At 36.8% G+C, this 14,903-nt stretch carries 10 protein-coding genes and 1 pseudogene; 10 read left to right on the top strand and 1 reads right to left on the bottom strand.

What is annotated here, in order from left to right:
- Positions 1 to 58: 58 nt before the first annotated feature.
- From BN30_RS03565 to gltX, 10 genes and pseudogenes are all read left to right on the top strand, one after another.
- Positions 59 to 1,846: an ABC transporter ATP-binding protein gene (locus tag BN30_RS03565; protein WP_019214140.1), complete on the top strand. Its 1,788-nt coding sequence runs from the start codon at positions 59 to 61 to the stop codon at positions 1,844 to 1,846.
- The gene (locus BN30_RS03560) at positions 1,827 to 3,605 is read left to right on the top strand and encodes an ABC transporter ATP-binding protein (protein ID WP_019214139.1); all 1,779 of its coding nucleotides are present in this window, start codon (positions 1,827 to 1,829) and stop codon (positions 3,603 to 3,605) included. The genes BN30_RS03565 and BN30_RS03560 overlap by 20 nt, the downstream gene beginning before the upstream one ends.
- A gap of 84 nt (positions 3,606 to 3,689) precedes the next feature.
- The gene (locus BN30_RS03555; protein WP_019214138.1) at positions 3,690 to 4,823 is read left to right on the top strand and encodes a cysteine desulfurase family protein; all 1,134 of its coding nucleotides are present in this window, start codon (positions 3,690 to 3,692) and stop codon (positions 4,821 to 4,823) included.
- Positions 4,820 to 5,128, top strand: a complete 309-nt coding sequence (locus BN30_RS10225) for a THUMP domain-containing protein (protein ID WP_019214137.1) — start codon at positions 4,820 to 4,822, stop codon at positions 5,126 to 5,128. The genes BN30_RS03555 and BN30_RS10225 overlap by 4 nt, the downstream gene beginning before the upstream one ends.
- A gap of 11 nt (positions 5,129 to 5,139) precedes the next feature.
- Positions 5,140 to 5,976: pseudogene (gene thiI / locus BN30_RS08905) on the top strand (tRNA uracil 4-sulfurtransferase ThiI); the annotation flags it as partial.
- Entirely contained in the window at positions 5,973 to 7,586 is a 1,614-nt protein-coding gene (locus BN30_RS03545) for an MBL fold metallo-hydrolase RNA specificity domain-containing protein (protein WP_019214135.1), read from the top strand. The pseudogene thiI and the gene BN30_RS03545, both read left to right, overlap by 4 nt.
- A gap of 10 nt (positions 7,587 to 7,596) precedes the next feature.
- Positions 7,597 to 9,378, top strand: coding sequence for an ABC transporter ATP-binding protein (locus BN30_RS03540; RefSeq protein ID WP_019214134.1), 1,782 nt, complete (start codon positions 7,597 to 7,599; stop codon positions 9,376 to 9,378).
- A 2-nt stretch (positions 9,379 to 9,380) separates the two neighbouring features.
- Positions 9,381 to 11,201 carry an ABC transporter ATP-binding protein gene (locus BN30_RS03535; RefSeq protein ID WP_019214133.1) on the top strand — a complete coding sequence of 607 codons (1,821 nt, stop codon included), beginning with the start codon at positions 9,381 to 9,383 and terminating at the stop codon, positions 11,199 to 11,201.
- Complete coding sequence (locus BN30_RS03530; RefSeq protein WP_019214132.1) at positions 11,188 to 12,909, top strand: proline--tRNA ligase; 1,722 nt, start codon at positions 11,188 to 11,190, stop codon at positions 12,907 to 12,909. Before BN30_RS03535 ends, BN30_RS03530 begins: the two co-directional genes overlap by 14 nt.
- On the top strand, positions 12,902 to 14,377 hold the full coding sequence (gene gltX / locus BN30_RS03525; RefSeq protein ID WP_019214131.1) for a glutamate--tRNA ligase: 1,476 nt from the start codon (positions 12,902 to 12,904) through the stop codon (positions 14,375 to 14,377). The genes BN30_RS03530 and gltX overlap by 8 nt, the downstream gene beginning before the upstream one ends.
- A gap of 113 nt (positions 14,378 to 14,490) precedes the next feature.
- Here the strand turns inward: gltX and BN30_RS03520 are convergent, their stop codons facing one another.
- Positions 14,491 to 14,886 carry a hypothetical protein gene (locus BN30_RS03520; protein WP_019214130.1) on the bottom strand — a complete coding sequence of 132 codons (396 nt, stop codon included), beginning with the start codon at positions 14,884 to 14,886 and terminating at the stop codon, positions 14,491 to 14,493.
- Positions 14,887 to 14,903 lie beyond the last annotated feature (17 nt).

Here is a 14,903-nt window from a genome sequence, read left to right as displayed (position 1 = left end):
TGTTTTAAAATATCTTTGAAGAATAAAATTTATTGAATAAATATATAAGAGGATGTAAATGAAGCATAGTTTTTCTAGCAATATCAAATTTTTAATTAAAAATTGGTTTAAGAAAGATAGTTTTGGGACTATCCTTGTATTTTTGTCGGCTATTGTTACAATAATAATACCGCTTTTTGATGCATATATACTTAAAACTATAACAGCAGCGATTATCGAAGGTCTTGACGCTGAACAATTTATCTTAAGTTTAATCAGTCTATTTATTTTTTACATTTTATTAAAAATTTTAAACACCTGGATGGATACTAGAAATGATTTTTTCCAAACTAAGGTTAGTATGCTCTACGGTGTAGACCTTATCTCTGCTCTTATGGATAAGGATCTACTTGATTTTAAAACAGCAGAGCAAAAATCTTTATTCGAAAGATCGAAGTCCTTTGCTTTTGAAGGAGAACAAGCTGATGGCGCTTGGTCTGCGATTAGACTTTCTAAGCTTATCACATCTTTTTTAGGGTTTTTCGCTTATGCAATTATTTTTTCTTTTCTTAGCTATAAATTAGTTTTAATTATCTTAATTTCAGCACTTATTACAGCCTATTTCCAAGATAGGCTTATGCTTTATGGAGACGCAATCACTGATGAGATGGCTCAGGAAGAGTCAAGGCACTACTATATGTATAAAGTTTCTTTAGATGATGGTGCACAAAAAGAGATTCGCTTAAACAATGCTATTTCATGGCTAGTCTATCACGTAGATAAGATATCAAAAGCATATTACGCACTTCTTCGTGGATGGACTAAAAAAGCTAATCGAGTCTCTTTAGTCGAAGGCATCTTTGGCTTCATCAGAGACTTATTTACATACGTTTTACTTACAAAGAGCGTTCTTAATGGAGAGATAAGTGCAGCGAATTTTATCTTTTATCTAAGCTTAGTACTTGGTTTTTCAGAGTGGCTAAATAATTTCTCGGGTCATATAAGGTCGCTTAGGAGAATTTCTCTTGTTTGCGACAAGTACAGGACTTTTGTTCAAGACAAGGCAGATCTTAATACTGATAAAATTATTTTAAAGTCAATAGATGAGATAAAACTAGAAGATGTTTCTTTTGCATATGATGAGGATAACGAAATTTTAAAGAATATTAATCTTACTATCAAAAAAGGTGAGTCAATCGCCATAGTTGGGGAGAATGGCGCTGGCAAAACAACTCTTATTAAGCTTATTACAAAGCTTTTTGATGCTAGCAGCGGCAGGATTTTAATCAATGGCATCGATATTGATCTTTACGATAAAAAGTCTATTTACAAGAGGATAAGCGCTCTCTTCCAAGATTACTTTTTGATGCCGACTACGCTTATTAATAATTTGGACGATAAGCAGCAAGATATGCTTCAGGCAGAAAAGTTTATTGATGAGATGGGTTTAAGTAATAGAGTTACTTCACTAGAAAACGGCTTGGATACTGAGCTAATAAATATCGAAGATAATAAGATAGAAGGTTTTTCTGGCGGCGAAACACAAAAGCTTTTATTCATCAAATCTCTTATGAAAGATAGCGACTTATTGATACTTGATGAGCCAACATCAGCTTTAGATCCGATTGCTGAAGAAAAACTTTATCTAAAGTACAAAGACTTTACTAAGGACAAGATGGCGATATTTATCTCACACAGAATCACTTCAACGAGGTTCTGCGACAGAATTATTTACTTAGATGACAAAAGCATTGCCGAACTTGGAACTTATGATGAGCTTATGAACTTAGGTGGAAAATACAAAGCTATGTTTGATATGCAAGCTAAGTATTATAAGGAGAATAAAAATGAAGAAGCAAGTTTATAAAGACATCTGCAAAATTAAAAAAAGTATATTGCCAACAGTTTTTCTAAATGCTTTATTATGTGCAGCTGAGCCTTTTATCTTTGTCTACATCTCTGGCTACTTACTAAAATTTATAATCGAAGCTAGAGAAATTAGCTTTATAATAAAATTTTCTGTGGCAGCAGCGGCAATATCCTTTGCACTTCACTATATTAAAAACATCACTGAAAACTATAAGTTAGAGTATGGCGACTATTTAAATACTAATGAAAAAAATATTCTTATTAAAAAATTGTTTTCGCTAGATTTTAAGGACCTTGAAGCTAAAGATACAAAGGACAAAATTTTAAGACACAAAGAAGAAAGTGACGGCATGAGCACCATTTACATGGAAGCGATGTATCAATTTTATAATTTTACTGTTAATATAATTAGCATTATTATAGCAATAGTATCATTAATTAGCTTTTATCCAGCACTATCAAAATCTGTCGATATTAAAGTTTTTGGATCAAAATATTTTCCTTTACTAATAATATTTTTAATGCTAGCAGTTACTTATGCATTAATCAATTTTAGGAAGAGGGCAGAAGAAAAGAACGAAATCGATAGAGAGACCTATGCGAAAAAATATAAGATTTACGATTATTACATGAGGTTACTCTCTGATTATGAGTCGTTAAAGCAGATTAAAATTTATGACGAGAAGGCTTTTATACTTGACGATATAAACGAGAATTTTGTAAAGAGTGGTCTTGGATTAAGAAAGAAAATTGCAAGAAGAACAGGTTTTAGTGAAGGCATAGATGATCTTTTGCTATCGACGCTTGGAATCTTGTTCTTAATTATGCTTGCCATTAAGGCAAAAGGCGGTCTCTTTGGCGTAGACAAGATTATAATATACTATGGTGCTTTTAAAGCACTTTGTGAAGCAGCAAAGGAGCTTATCAAAACTATTGGCGAAGAAAAAGCACTTGAGCCTAAAATAGCGATTTTGTATGATATACTTAATTTGAAATCTGATAAAAATTTTGAAGTAAAGGAAAAAGATTTTACAGAGACTTTGATTAGTGTAAAGGATTTAAGCTTTTCCTATCCAGATTCAAAAATTACTCAGCTAAAAAATCTTAATCTTGAAATAAGGCGAGGCGAAAAAATTGCAATAGTTGGAGAAAATGGTTCAGGTAAAACGACTTTTGTAAATTTGCTAACAGGTTTATACAAAGCAAATGAAGGTAGCCTTCTTATTGATGGTGATGTACCTTCACTTGATTTTACTGCGAAAAATATTGGAGTAGTGAGTCAAGACTTTTATCTATTTTCATTTAAGCTTGGAGAAAATATTGCCACAAGTGAAAATTATAATGCTGATGAGTGCGAAAGAGTTTTAAAGCTCGCTAATTTTGAAAAAGCTTATGACTTAGAACAATATATATACACAGACATTGACGAAGATGGTGTGGATATCTCTGGCGGTGAAAGCCAAAAAATTGCACTTGCAAGAGCTCTTTACAATGATAAGGATATCTTGATATTTGACGAGCCGACATCGAAGCTTGATCCAAAGTCTGAGATGAAAATTTTCGAGAGCTTCAATGAGGCAGCTAAGGGTAAGACAGTCATATTCATTTCTCACAGGATGAGTGCTTGTAAATTTGCAGACAGAGTCATATTATTCCACGACGGCAAGATTATTGACAGTGCACCACATGACGAATTATTAAAACGAAATGAAAAGTACAAGGAAATGTGGAGTGCACAAGCAAAATATTTTAATTAATTTATATAAGTGATTAAGCAAGTCTTAGTCACTTTTTTATTGCTATTTACTCAGCTTTATAATATAATAGAATTGGTGAGGTTTATGATTTATTTAGATAATTGTGCAACAACAAAAGTATATAAAGAGGCGATGGAAGCGGCGCTTCATGCCTTTGAAGCGACTTATGCGAATCCATCGAGCATACATAAGGCTGGATTTTTACTAAGAAATGATTTTGAAGAGGCAAGGGAATGTATCAAAAAATTTCTTAATATCAAGTCTGGTGAGATAATTTTTACGTCTTGCGCGAGTGAAGCGGACAACATTATTGTAAATTCAATTAAGGATATAAAGAAGAAGAAAATTTTAACTACAGCGGTCGAGCATCAAGCGATGAACAAGCCTATTGACAATCTTGTGGCCAATGGCTTTGAGGTCGTAAAAATTCATCCACAAGATGGTCAAATCAATTTGGATGATGTTTTAGAAAATCTTGATGATAGTTTTGGCTTCGTTTCACTAATGTATGTTAATAACGAAGTGGGCAGCATCACCCGCGTAGAAGGCATTGCTCGTGAAGTAAAGAAGCTGTATCCCGATATAATTTTTGCGACTGATGCGGTTCAAGCCTTTGGCAAGCTTCGCATTGATTTAAGTGAAGGAAACATTGATTTCCTTTCTATGTCAGGTCACAAGGTTCACGCGCCTAAGGGCATTGGCTGCCTTTACGCACGCGATGTTAATTTAGTTAAGCCACTTATCTATGGAGGCGAGCAAGAATTTTCTCTAAGAGCAGGAACTGAGAATGTTCCGAGCGTTTTAGCTCTAGCTGAAGCGGTTAAAATTTTGGATAAAAATCTTGAAGATAATTATAAATATGTAAATAATTTAAAAAATAAAATGATAGAGAGCCTAAAAGAGCTTGATGGCGTTAACGTTCACTCAGAGGGTAAGGGCTATTCGCCATATGTCTTGTCAATTGCTTTTGACAATATCAAGGCAGAGGTACTAGTTCATATCTTGGAGCAAGATGAGGTCTACATTTCAACGTCTTCTGCTTGCTCATCGAAGCAAAAAAAGCACATGCGCGTACTTGAGGGCTATGGCTACAGCGAAAAAGAAGCTGAAGAGACGGTTAGAATTTCATTTTCTGAGATGAATACTGAAGAAGAGGTCTTAAAAGCGGCGGAACTTATTAAAAAAGCGGTTAAATTTATTAGGAGTGTTAAAAAATGATGATGGATAAAGTGTATTTAATCATAAGTGAGGGCGAGATGCACCTAAAGGGCGGCAACAGAAGGTACTTCGAGCAAAAACTTATTTCAAACATCGACAAAAACTTAAAAGATATCGGTTACGATAGCCTTTATAACGATATCGGCAAAATTATTATAGAAGTGGACGATGCAAAATCTGAAAAAGCAATTGAAGCACTAAAAAAAGTTTTTGGCATAGTTTGGATCAGAAAAGCTTATAGATGCGAAAAAGATATTGAAGTGATCAGGCGCCTTGCTATAGATCTAGTTAAAGAAAAAATTTAAAAGGCACTTTCAAAGCGTCATCCACAAGAGCGGACAAGAAATTCCCGCTTAACTCGATGGAGCTAGCAAGAGATATAGGCGCTGCCGTACTTACAAATACAGAAGGACTAAAAGTTGATGTGCATAGGCCTGAGCACGAGGTTTATGTCGATATCAGGAAGTTCGCCTACGTTTCAGTAGAAAAGCACAAGGCACTTGGCGGCATGCCAAAGGCGACTAACGGCAAGGCACTTTGCCTACTATCTGGCGGCATAGACAGTCCAGTCGCATTATACATGATGGCGAAGCGCGGCGTTAAGGTAGACGCAATACATTTTCACTCATATCCATTCACCTCGCTTCAAGCACTTGACAAGGTTAAAGGCCTCAGAGACATAGTCGCTGCCTATACTGGAGACATAAAATTATATTCATATAATATGCTTGACGCTTACACAGCCATCAATCAAAATATGAATGTTTCGTACACAACAGTCGTTTCAAGAAGGATAATGATGCGCGTTGCGAAAAAGCTTGCTCACGACAAGGGTTACGACGCCATCATCACAGGGGAGAATATCGGTCAAGTCGCATCTCAGACAATGTATGGTATTAAAGCGATAGAGGACGCGACAGACATGATTATCTTTAGACCGCTCATAGCCTTTGATAAGCTTGACATCATTGACATAGCTAAAAAAATAGGCACTTACGATAAGTCCATAGAGCCATTCGACGACTGCTGCTCAGTATTTTCGCCAGACCATCCACAAACGAGACCGCTTATAGCTGACGTTAAAAGAGAAGAAGAAAAGGTAGATATAGACGCAATTGTAGAGGATATTTATAAAAAAGGAGAATTACTATGAAACTAAGTTTTTTAGGCGCAGCACAAGAAGTAACTGGCTCCAACTATTTGCTTGAAGCCTGTGGTAAGAAGATAGTCATAGACTGTGGCATGTTTCAAGGCAGTAAGGACCTTGAAGAGCTGAACAAAAGGCCCTTTGACTACAATGTTGGGGACATTGACAAGGTGCTCATCACTCACGCACACATAGATCACATAGGAAGGCTACCTAAGATGGTTAAGGACGGCTACGACGGCGAAGTTATCATGACTAAGGCGACTATGGACCTAGCTCCAGTCATGCTCTACGACTCAGCCAAGATTGGTATGCAAGACGCCGAGACTGAGACTAAGAAGAATCTTCGCCAAGGACTTGACCCAGTTGAACCTCTTTACACAGATGTAGATGTTGATGAGACCCTTAAACTACTTGGGGGCTATGCTTATGGTGAAGAGATAGAACTCTTTGATGGCATCAAAATCATTTTCAGAGATGCAGGTCATATACTTGGCTCAGCCATTATAGAAATTTATATAAATGAAGATGGCAAAGAGACGAAACTTGTTTTTTCTGGTGACCTTGGTATGCCAGATAGGCCTCTACTGAAGGATCCGACATTCATCAAGGACGCGGACTACGTCATAATGGAGTCAACTTATGGTAATCGCAATCACGAAGAACTTACGGACAGCACTCAAAAACTTATTGATATTATAGATAAGACTGTTGCAAGAGGCGGAACCGTTCTAATACCAAGCTTTGCAGTTGGCAGGAGTCAAGAGCTTATATACTTATTAAACAAAGAGTTCGAGAAGAGAAAAAATAATAATATAAGAGTTTTTCTTGATTCGCCAATGGCGGTCGATGCGACAGAAGTTTTTATGCGTAACTACGATATTTTGGACGAAGAGACACAAAAGCTGCTTAAGTCGGGCGACGACCCACTTATGTTTAAGCACTTAAAGTACATCCGCGAGACAGAGGACTCAAAGGCGCTTAATGTGGACGAAGGACCAAAGGTTATCATCGCATCGTCAGGCATGATGACAGCAGGCAGAATAAGGCATCACTTAAAGAACTGTCTGTGGGATAAGAGAAACTCGCTTGTTATAGTTGGTTACCAAGCAGAAGGCTCTTTAGGTCGCATCATTCTCAGTGGCGTGAGAAGAGTTAAGCTCTTTGGTCAAATGGTGGACGTAGGTCTAGAAGTTTATGACTTACAAGGCTTTTCTGCACATGCCGATCAAAATATGCTATTAAAATGGCTAGATGCCTTTGAAAGAAAGCCTAAAAAAGTTTTCTTGGTTCATGGCGAGAGCGATGCACAAGAAATTTTAAAGCAAAAGATAATTAGAGACGAAGGCCTTGATGTCTACGCACCAAAGCTTGGCGAAACAATTGACCTAGTTACAGGTGAAAGCGCAAGGATAGAAGTTCATAAGAACAAGCTCGCTGGTGAAGAAGAGCTTAAGAAGAGTTTTGACAATCTATTAGCTGCTTTCTCAAACATAGTTATGAGTTCAAATAAATTATATACGAAGGAAAATTTAAAGAAGAGTAAAAAGCTTAAGGACGCACTTGACGAGGCGGAGCTTGTCTTAGTTAACGTTAATAAAGAGCTTAATTCGTAGGAGGAGAGAAATGAAGTACACAAAAACACTGAAGCGCCTGCTTGGGGACGCGATCAGAACAGACAGGAAGATGATTCTTTACATCTTATTCGCCTGCATCTTAGGGGCCTTTGCTCCACTAGTATTATCACTAATGCCTAAGCTAATAGTTGGAGTAGTAGAAAATCCCGGTACAGACGCGATTAGAAGGATTTTACTAATCTCACTTGGCTTTTTTGTCTTGGAGTTCTTAGTTGAGGGCGTGAGCCTTTACTGCTCAAATCAAGTACTAACAGTTGCCAATAAAACTAGGTTTGAGTTAATGCACGAGCAAAATAAAAAGATGGCGGCTGCCGACTTTAAATACATAAGTGATAGATCCATCTTTAAGATGTATGGTATGGCATTTGAAGCAACAAGCGGCGACTGGGGAGGTGTTACTGGTATGCTCAGAGCGTTTGCCAGCACCGCACCAATAATTTTATCACTAATAATTATTGGTGGAGTCATCACAGCACTATCACCATTAACAGGAGCTCTATTACTTTTATATGCAATTACTTATGCCTATGCACAAAGGCAAGCAAATAAAGAAGTGACAGACAACGATGCCGAGATAAATAAAATAACTGATGAGATCAGATATTACAATAAAACTGCTGGCGATTTCAAAGCTGGTAAAGAGATTAGGCTTTTTAACTTAAAAGACATGATACTTAATGCTTACAAAAACGTTATCAATAAGAGAAAGAGTTTTAGCCTAAGTGGCGTGCGTAAAACATTTAGAAAGAGCCTTTTATCAGTTTTAATCTTAATTCTTGCACAGGGCATTTTTGCTTACACACTTATACTTAGCTTTAAAAATGGCTCAGTTGATACTGGTAGCTTTTTAATGTATCTAACACTTATGCTACAATTTGTATTATTGGCCGACAGAGCCATAGAAGACTACGAGTTTTTTGTTGTTAATCAAACTATTTACGTAGAAAATCTATATGACTTACTTGAAACAGATAAGTTAAATTCAGACCATGGCACTAGAGATAGACTTAGTGGTGCTGTTGATATTGAGTTTAGAAATGTTAGCTTTGCTTATCCAAATACAGACAAGAAAGTGCTTGATAATCTAAGCTTTAAGATAGCTAAGAATGAAACCATCGCCCTAGTTGGTAACAATGGCGAGGGTAAGTCAACTATAATAAATTTATTAGTAAGATTATATAGACCGGACGAAGGCGAGATACTTCTTAATGGCGTAAACATCAATGAATTCAAGGAAGAAGAGCTATATAAGATGTTTGCCTGCATATTCCAACAAGTAAATATCTATCCATATACACTTGGTAATAATATATCGATGCATGAAACTTATGATTTAGAAAGAGCCAAGAGAGCAATTGAGGACGTTGGTCTTAAGGAGCGTATCGAAGAAGAGAAAAACGCTTACGAAAGAAACATGTCTCATGAAGTTACTAAGGACGCTCTTGAGCTATCGGGCGGACAAGAGCAAAAACTTGCCATCTCGAGAGCTGTGTACAAGGACTCACCTATACTTATACTAGATGAGCCAACAGCAAACCTCGATGCGCTTGCCGAGCACGAAATTTATTCCAAGCTAAATGACTTAAGAGAGGACAGAACCTCGATATACATCTCACACAGACTTTCATCGACAAAGTTTTGCGATAGAATCATCTTATTAAAGGGAGGAAAGATCTTCGAAGAGGGTACTCACGATGATCTTATGAAGAAGAAGGGTGAATATTACGAAATGTTCACTATACAAGGTAAATACTATACTAAGGAGGCCTAAATATGAAGAACTTTAAAGAACACATGAAGATATACGGCTTCATGATTAAATCAATTTGGGAATACTCCAAGAAAACAGTATTTTTAATCTTACTAGCCTCACTGTCATCAGCAGGACTTTTACTAATAAATGTATTCTTGCCAAAACTAGTTATTGACTCAATAATGAATGGCGGAGGTTTCGAGATAGTGACTTATGTAGTACTTATGGTGCTTGCAAACGTTGTCTTAGCGAAAATTCCTGGCTATGTCAACAACTACATCAACAACGTAGACCTTCCTGGCGTGCAACAAAGAATTCGTTACAATATATGCGAAAAGACTATGAAGCTTGATTATTCAATGCTTGAGAACAAAGACTATATGAATCTTAAGGACCAAGCGGACTTCATCATGAGCACTCAATCACCTCTAGCAAACTTCACTCAAGTAGCGGCGGAAGTCTTTGTTTCATTCGTTGTTGTAATCTTCTTAGCAGTCATTGCTTTTAGCTTCTCCTGGGTTTTAGGTCTAATACTTCTTCTAGTAGCTTGCCTAAACTTTGTCATAGGCGCTTGGGCTAACAAGAAGATGGGTGACTTCCTAGCTTCACTTGAAGATATAAACAGAAAATTTTCTGCTTACATGAATATTATTTATGACAATAGTAAGATGATGGATGTAAAGCTATTCTCCATGCATAACTTGGTCAATGGATCTATATATAAATTAATGAAGGACATAAGCGCAGGTATAGCGAATATGTATACCATAAACTCACTTTCATTCTTCTTTAGCGGTATCTTAGACGGCGTATCGAGAGCTTTAAGCTACATCTATATATCAGTAAGAGCCGTATCTAATGTTTTCGGCCCACAAATCTCAATCGGTTCCTTCGCTCTATACACATCGGCCTTTGTTAATTTTAACCAAAGAGTTAGAATCATCTCGCAAAACTATGTCAACATGATTATGATGAGAAACATGACAGAGCCGTACTATAGATTTATGATGCTACCTGAAGAAAAGGCGAAAGAATATGAATATGAAATGCCTAAGTCCATTGATACGATTGAGTTTAAAGATGTGTGGTTCAAGTACCCAAGCTCTGAAGACTACGTACTAAAGAATTTATCCTTTAATATTAATAAGGGCGAAAAGATTTCTATAGTAGGTCTTAATGGTGCTGGTAAGACTACCATCATCAAGTTAATGACTAGGCTATATGAGCCAACAAAGGGCGAGATACTGCTTAATGGCCTTGAGATAAATAAGATAAAGATGGATGAGTACCAAAAACTTATCTCAGTCGTATTTCAAGACTATAACATATACAATTTCCCTGTGGCAGAGACTGTTGCATCAACGACTGACTACGACAGAGAAAAAGTTACTAAAGTATTGAAAGATATTGACATATATGATAAAATAAATTCGTTAAGTAGCGGTATGGACACTAAGGTCTCCATGGGCTACTCTGAAACGGGAGAAAAACTATCGCAAGGACAGTTCCAAAAGCTAGCAATTGCAAGAAGCTTGTACAAGGACAGCGAGCTAGTTATACTTGACGAGCCAACATCGGCACTTGATCCGAAGAGCGAAGCGGAGATTTACGAGAACTTCAACTACCTTGTTAAAGAGAAGACATCGATATACATCTCACACAGAATGAGTTCGTCGATATTCTGCGATAGAATTTTGTTAATAAATAACGGTACTGTAGAAGATTTTGACACGCATCACAATCTAATGCAAAAGACAGACAGCCTTTACTATAAGATGTTCAACGCACAAAAAGAAAACTACGAGTACCAAGAGGAGGAAAAAAGCTATGAGAATGAGTAAAATGTTTTTTAAAACATTGAGAGAGGATCCTAGCGAAGCAGAGATTGCATCACACAAGTTACTATTAAGAGGCGGCTTTATCAAGAAGAGCGCCTCAGGAATTTATTCATACATGAACCTTGGCTACAGAGTAATTAGAAAGATCGAACAGATAGTTAGAGAAGAGATGGACTCACACGACGCTCAAGAGATCAACATGAGTGCTGTTCAGCCAAGAGAGCTTTGGGAAGAGTCAGGTAGATGGGATACCTTCGGACCAGAGATGTTCAAGCTAAAGGACAGAAACGACAGAGAATTTTGCCTTGCGCCAACAGCAGAAGAGTTTTTCACAGACCTTATAAGAAGCGATGTGAACTCATATAAAAAGCTGCCAATAAATATCTACCAAATCAAAACTAAGTACAGAGACGAGAAGAGACCGAGATTTGGTATCAATAGAGCGAGAGAGTTCCTTATGAAAGACGCTTACTCCTTTGACAAGACTCAAGAGGACATGGTAGCCAGCTACAAGAACATGTGGGAAGCGTACGAAAATATCTACGACAGACTTGAACTTGATTACAGGATAGTTAGAGGCGACTCAGGCGCCATCGGTGGTAATGAGTCACACGAGTTCACTGCTTTATCAGATGTTGGTGAAGGCGTGATCACATATTGCGATAGCTGCGATTTTTCAGCGACTGATGAAAAAGCTGAAGTAGCTTATAAATATGACAATAGCAGTGAAGATATAAAAGAGCTTGAAAAAGTTGAGACAAAGGGCTGTAAAACTATTGACGATTTAGCAAAACTACTAAAAGTTGATAAAGATAGATGCCTTAAGGCAGTTGACCTAATGGTTAAGGGAGAAAGAATCGTTGTATTCATACCAGGATCAAGAGAGCTAAACCTAACAAAATTAATAAAGCACCTTGGCTGCGCAGAGCATGAGATTGAGATGATGGGCGATGAAGACATCAAGTCCATGGGCTCCTTCCCAGGCTATACTGGTCCTATCGGTCTAAAAGCAGATAGACTTATAGCCGATGAAAGAATTAAAAATATTAAAAATGCTATTATAGGCGCTAACGAAGAAAATTATCACTATATGAACTATAATATTAGTGATAATGAAAAATTTGAATTCGTCGATGATTTACTAATGATAGCTGAGGGAGACCTATGTCCTAAGTGCAGCGGCAAACTTGAGTTCAAGAGAGGCATAGAAGTCGGAAACATCTTCCAACTTGGTCAAAAATATTCAAAATCGATGAAGGCAACATTCTTAGACGAGAATGGCAAGGACGAATACTTCTGGATGGGCTGCTACGGCGTTGGTATTTCAAGAACAGTATCTGCCATAGTTGAGCAAAACAATGACGAAAAGGGCATCATCTGGCCGATATCATCATGTCCATACGAAGCCATCGTAACAATAGTCAATGTAAAAGACGAAGAGCAAAATAAACTTGCTGAAGAAATTTATCAAAAACTATTGGCGGAGAAGGTCGAAGTGCTTCTTGATGATAGAGCAGAAAGAGCCGGCGTTAAGTTTAACGACAGAGACCTAATCGGTATACCTCTTAGAATTACAGTAGGTAAGCTTGCTAGCGAAGGCAAGGTTGAGTATTCAACTCGTCGTGAGATGGAAAATGAAGAGATAGATGCTAGCGAAGCTATTAACAAGATCATTGCATATATAAAGGAAAGGAAGAATAATCGTGGATAAAAAAGTTAGAGTAAGATTTGCACCGTCGCCAACAGGTTTTGTGCACATAGGCTCATTAAGAACAGCGCTATATAACTACTTATTCGCTGAAAAGATGGGTGGCGACTTCATCTTAAGAATTGAAGACACAGACAGAACACGTTATGTCGAAGGCGCTATAGAAAACTTGATAAACTCACTTCACTGGGCAGGCATACACTACAGCGAAGGCGTTTTTATTGAAGATGGCAAGGTAGTTCAAAAAGGTGACTACGGTCCATATATACAATCAGAAAGACTTGATATATATAGAAAATATGTTGATCAGCTAATCGAAGAAGGCAAGGCATACTACTGCTTCTGCGATAAGGAAAGACTTGACAGAATCAGAGAAGAAAGACAAATAAAGGGCTTAATACCAAAGTATGATGGCTTCTGTAGAAATATTCCTCTTGATGAAGCAAAGAAAAGAGTGGCAAATGGCGAGCCATATGTAGTTAGACTAAAATTACCAAAAGATACAGACATAACATTCCACGACGTAGTTAGAGGCGACATCACCATTAACACAGAAGATATAGATGATCAAGTACTATTAAAATCAGACGGCTTCCCAACATATCACATGGCAGTCGTAGTCGACGACCACCTAATGGGCATAACACACATTGTTAGAGGTGAAGAGTGGCTACCATCTACACCAAAGCACGTATTTTTATACGAGGCACTTGGCTGGGAAAAACCAGAGTACGTTCACTTACCAACAGTACTTAACAAAGACAGAAAGAAATTATCAAAGAGACAAGGTGACGTATCAGTAGAAGACTTCAAAGACAAAGGCTATTTGCCAGAAGCATTAAATAACTACTTAGCACTAGTTGGCTGGTCACCAGAAGATAATAAAGAAATATTTACCATGGATGAGCTAATCAAAGAATTCTCTTTCGAAAGAGTTTCTAAAACAGGCGGTATTTTTGATAAGGACAAACTTGATTGGGTAAACGCACAATTCTTAAGAAATCAAGATATAAATGTATTAAGAGAAGAAGCGAGCGAAGAACTAATCAAGGCAGGATTAATTACAGAAGATTTTGCAAAAAATAATAAAGAGTATATGGAAGTTTTAATCGATACACTTAAAGACTCCATCTCACTAATGACAGAATTGCCAGAAAAGGCAAAATTCATATTTGAAGAGCTTCCACTTGCAGATGAAACAAAAGAGTTCTTAGAAGGCGAAAACGCAGAGAACGCAAAAGTACTTGCTAACGCAATCGAAGAAGAGCTTTCATCAGTAGACGAAATCACACTTGATTATGCCAAAACATTCATGAAGAGCATACAAAAGAAGACAGGCATCAAAGGCAAAAACCTTTATATGCCAGTTAGAGCGATGATTTCCTTCTCAGTACACGGACCAGAAATGGATAGAATACTTTACTTATTAGGTAAGGAAAAAATATTCAAGAGATTAGATAAATTTAAATAATAGAATAGAAAAATGATTGTGGGCTTTGCGCAATGCAGAGCCCATTTGCATAAAAGAAAAAGTTTTAGCTGTGGATCAATTGACCCTAGGCTAAAACTTTTTTATTGCTTTATTTACTTTACTTCAAATTCAATGACGCCTTGAGCATCAACGGCTTTAATAATTACTTTGGTCTTAATACTTTGACCCTTTTCTACATATCCAATAATTGTTTCCTTATGTTCGTTGCCATCAAAGTCAGTGTATTTCATCATTAAACTTCCCTCATGAAATGTATCATTATAACTTATCTTTATAGTTTTCTTTTCATTAGCTTCTAAACTAACTTTATAAAATGACTCTTCATTTGATAAATATAAATTTAAATCATTTAGCTTTTCTGTACTTTCATTTTTGATTGTAAGTGTAATAAGTTCTTCATGTTTAGAATTCATTAAGTAATATGCTAGCAAAACTAAAACAATTAAGACTAGAATTAGTAAAATTTTGTACTTTGAATTTTTATTCATATAGCATCACTCATATT

It is taken from the genome of Fenollaria massiliensis (assembly GCF_000312505.2).
GTDB classification, from domain to species: Bacteria; Bacillota; Clostridia; order Tissierellales; family Peptoniphilaceae; genus Fenollaria; species Fenollaria massiliensis.
This window is presented reverse-complemented; position numbering and strand designations above follow the sequence as displayed.

What these genes read in the sequence shown, in the direction of transcription:
- BN30_RS10225 (WP_019214137.1), top strand. Translation starts at nt 4,820, where the DNA reads ATGATGATGGATAAAGTGTATTTAATCATAAGTGAGGGCGAGATGCAC.
- BN30_RS03565 (WP_019214140.1), top strand. Translation starts at nt 59, where the DNA reads ATGAAGCATAGTTTTTCTAGCAATATCAAATTTTTAATTAAAAATTGG.
- BN30_RS03555 (WP_019214138.1), top strand. Translation starts at nt 3,690, where the DNA reads ATGATTTATTTAGATAATTGTGCAACAACAAAAGTATATAAAGAGGCG.
- BN30_RS03530 (WP_019214132.1), top strand. Translation starts at nt 11,188, where the DNA reads ATGAGAATGAGTAAAATGTTTTTTAAAACATTGAGAGAGGATCCTAGC.
- BN30_RS03520 (WP_019214130.1), bottom strand. Translation starts at nt 14,886, where the DNA reads ATGAATAAAAATTCAAAGTACAAAATTTTACTAATTCTAGTCTTAATT.
- BN30_RS03560 (WP_019214139.1), top strand. Translation starts at nt 1,827, where the DNA reads ATGAAGAAGCAAGTTTATAAAGACATCTGCAAAATTAAAAAAAGTATA.
- BN30_RS03545 (WP_019214135.1), top strand. Translation starts at nt 5,973, where the DNA reads ATGAAACTAAGTTTTTTAGGCGCAGCACAAGAAGTAACTGGCTCCAAC.
- BN30_RS03540 (WP_019214134.1), top strand. Translation starts at nt 7,597, where the DNA reads ATGAAGTACACAAAAACACTGAAGCGCCTGCTTGGGGACGCGATCAGA.
- BN30_RS03535 (WP_019214133.1), top strand. Translation starts at nt 9,381, where the DNA reads ATGAAGAACTTTAAAGAACACATGAAGATATACGGCTTCATGATTAAA.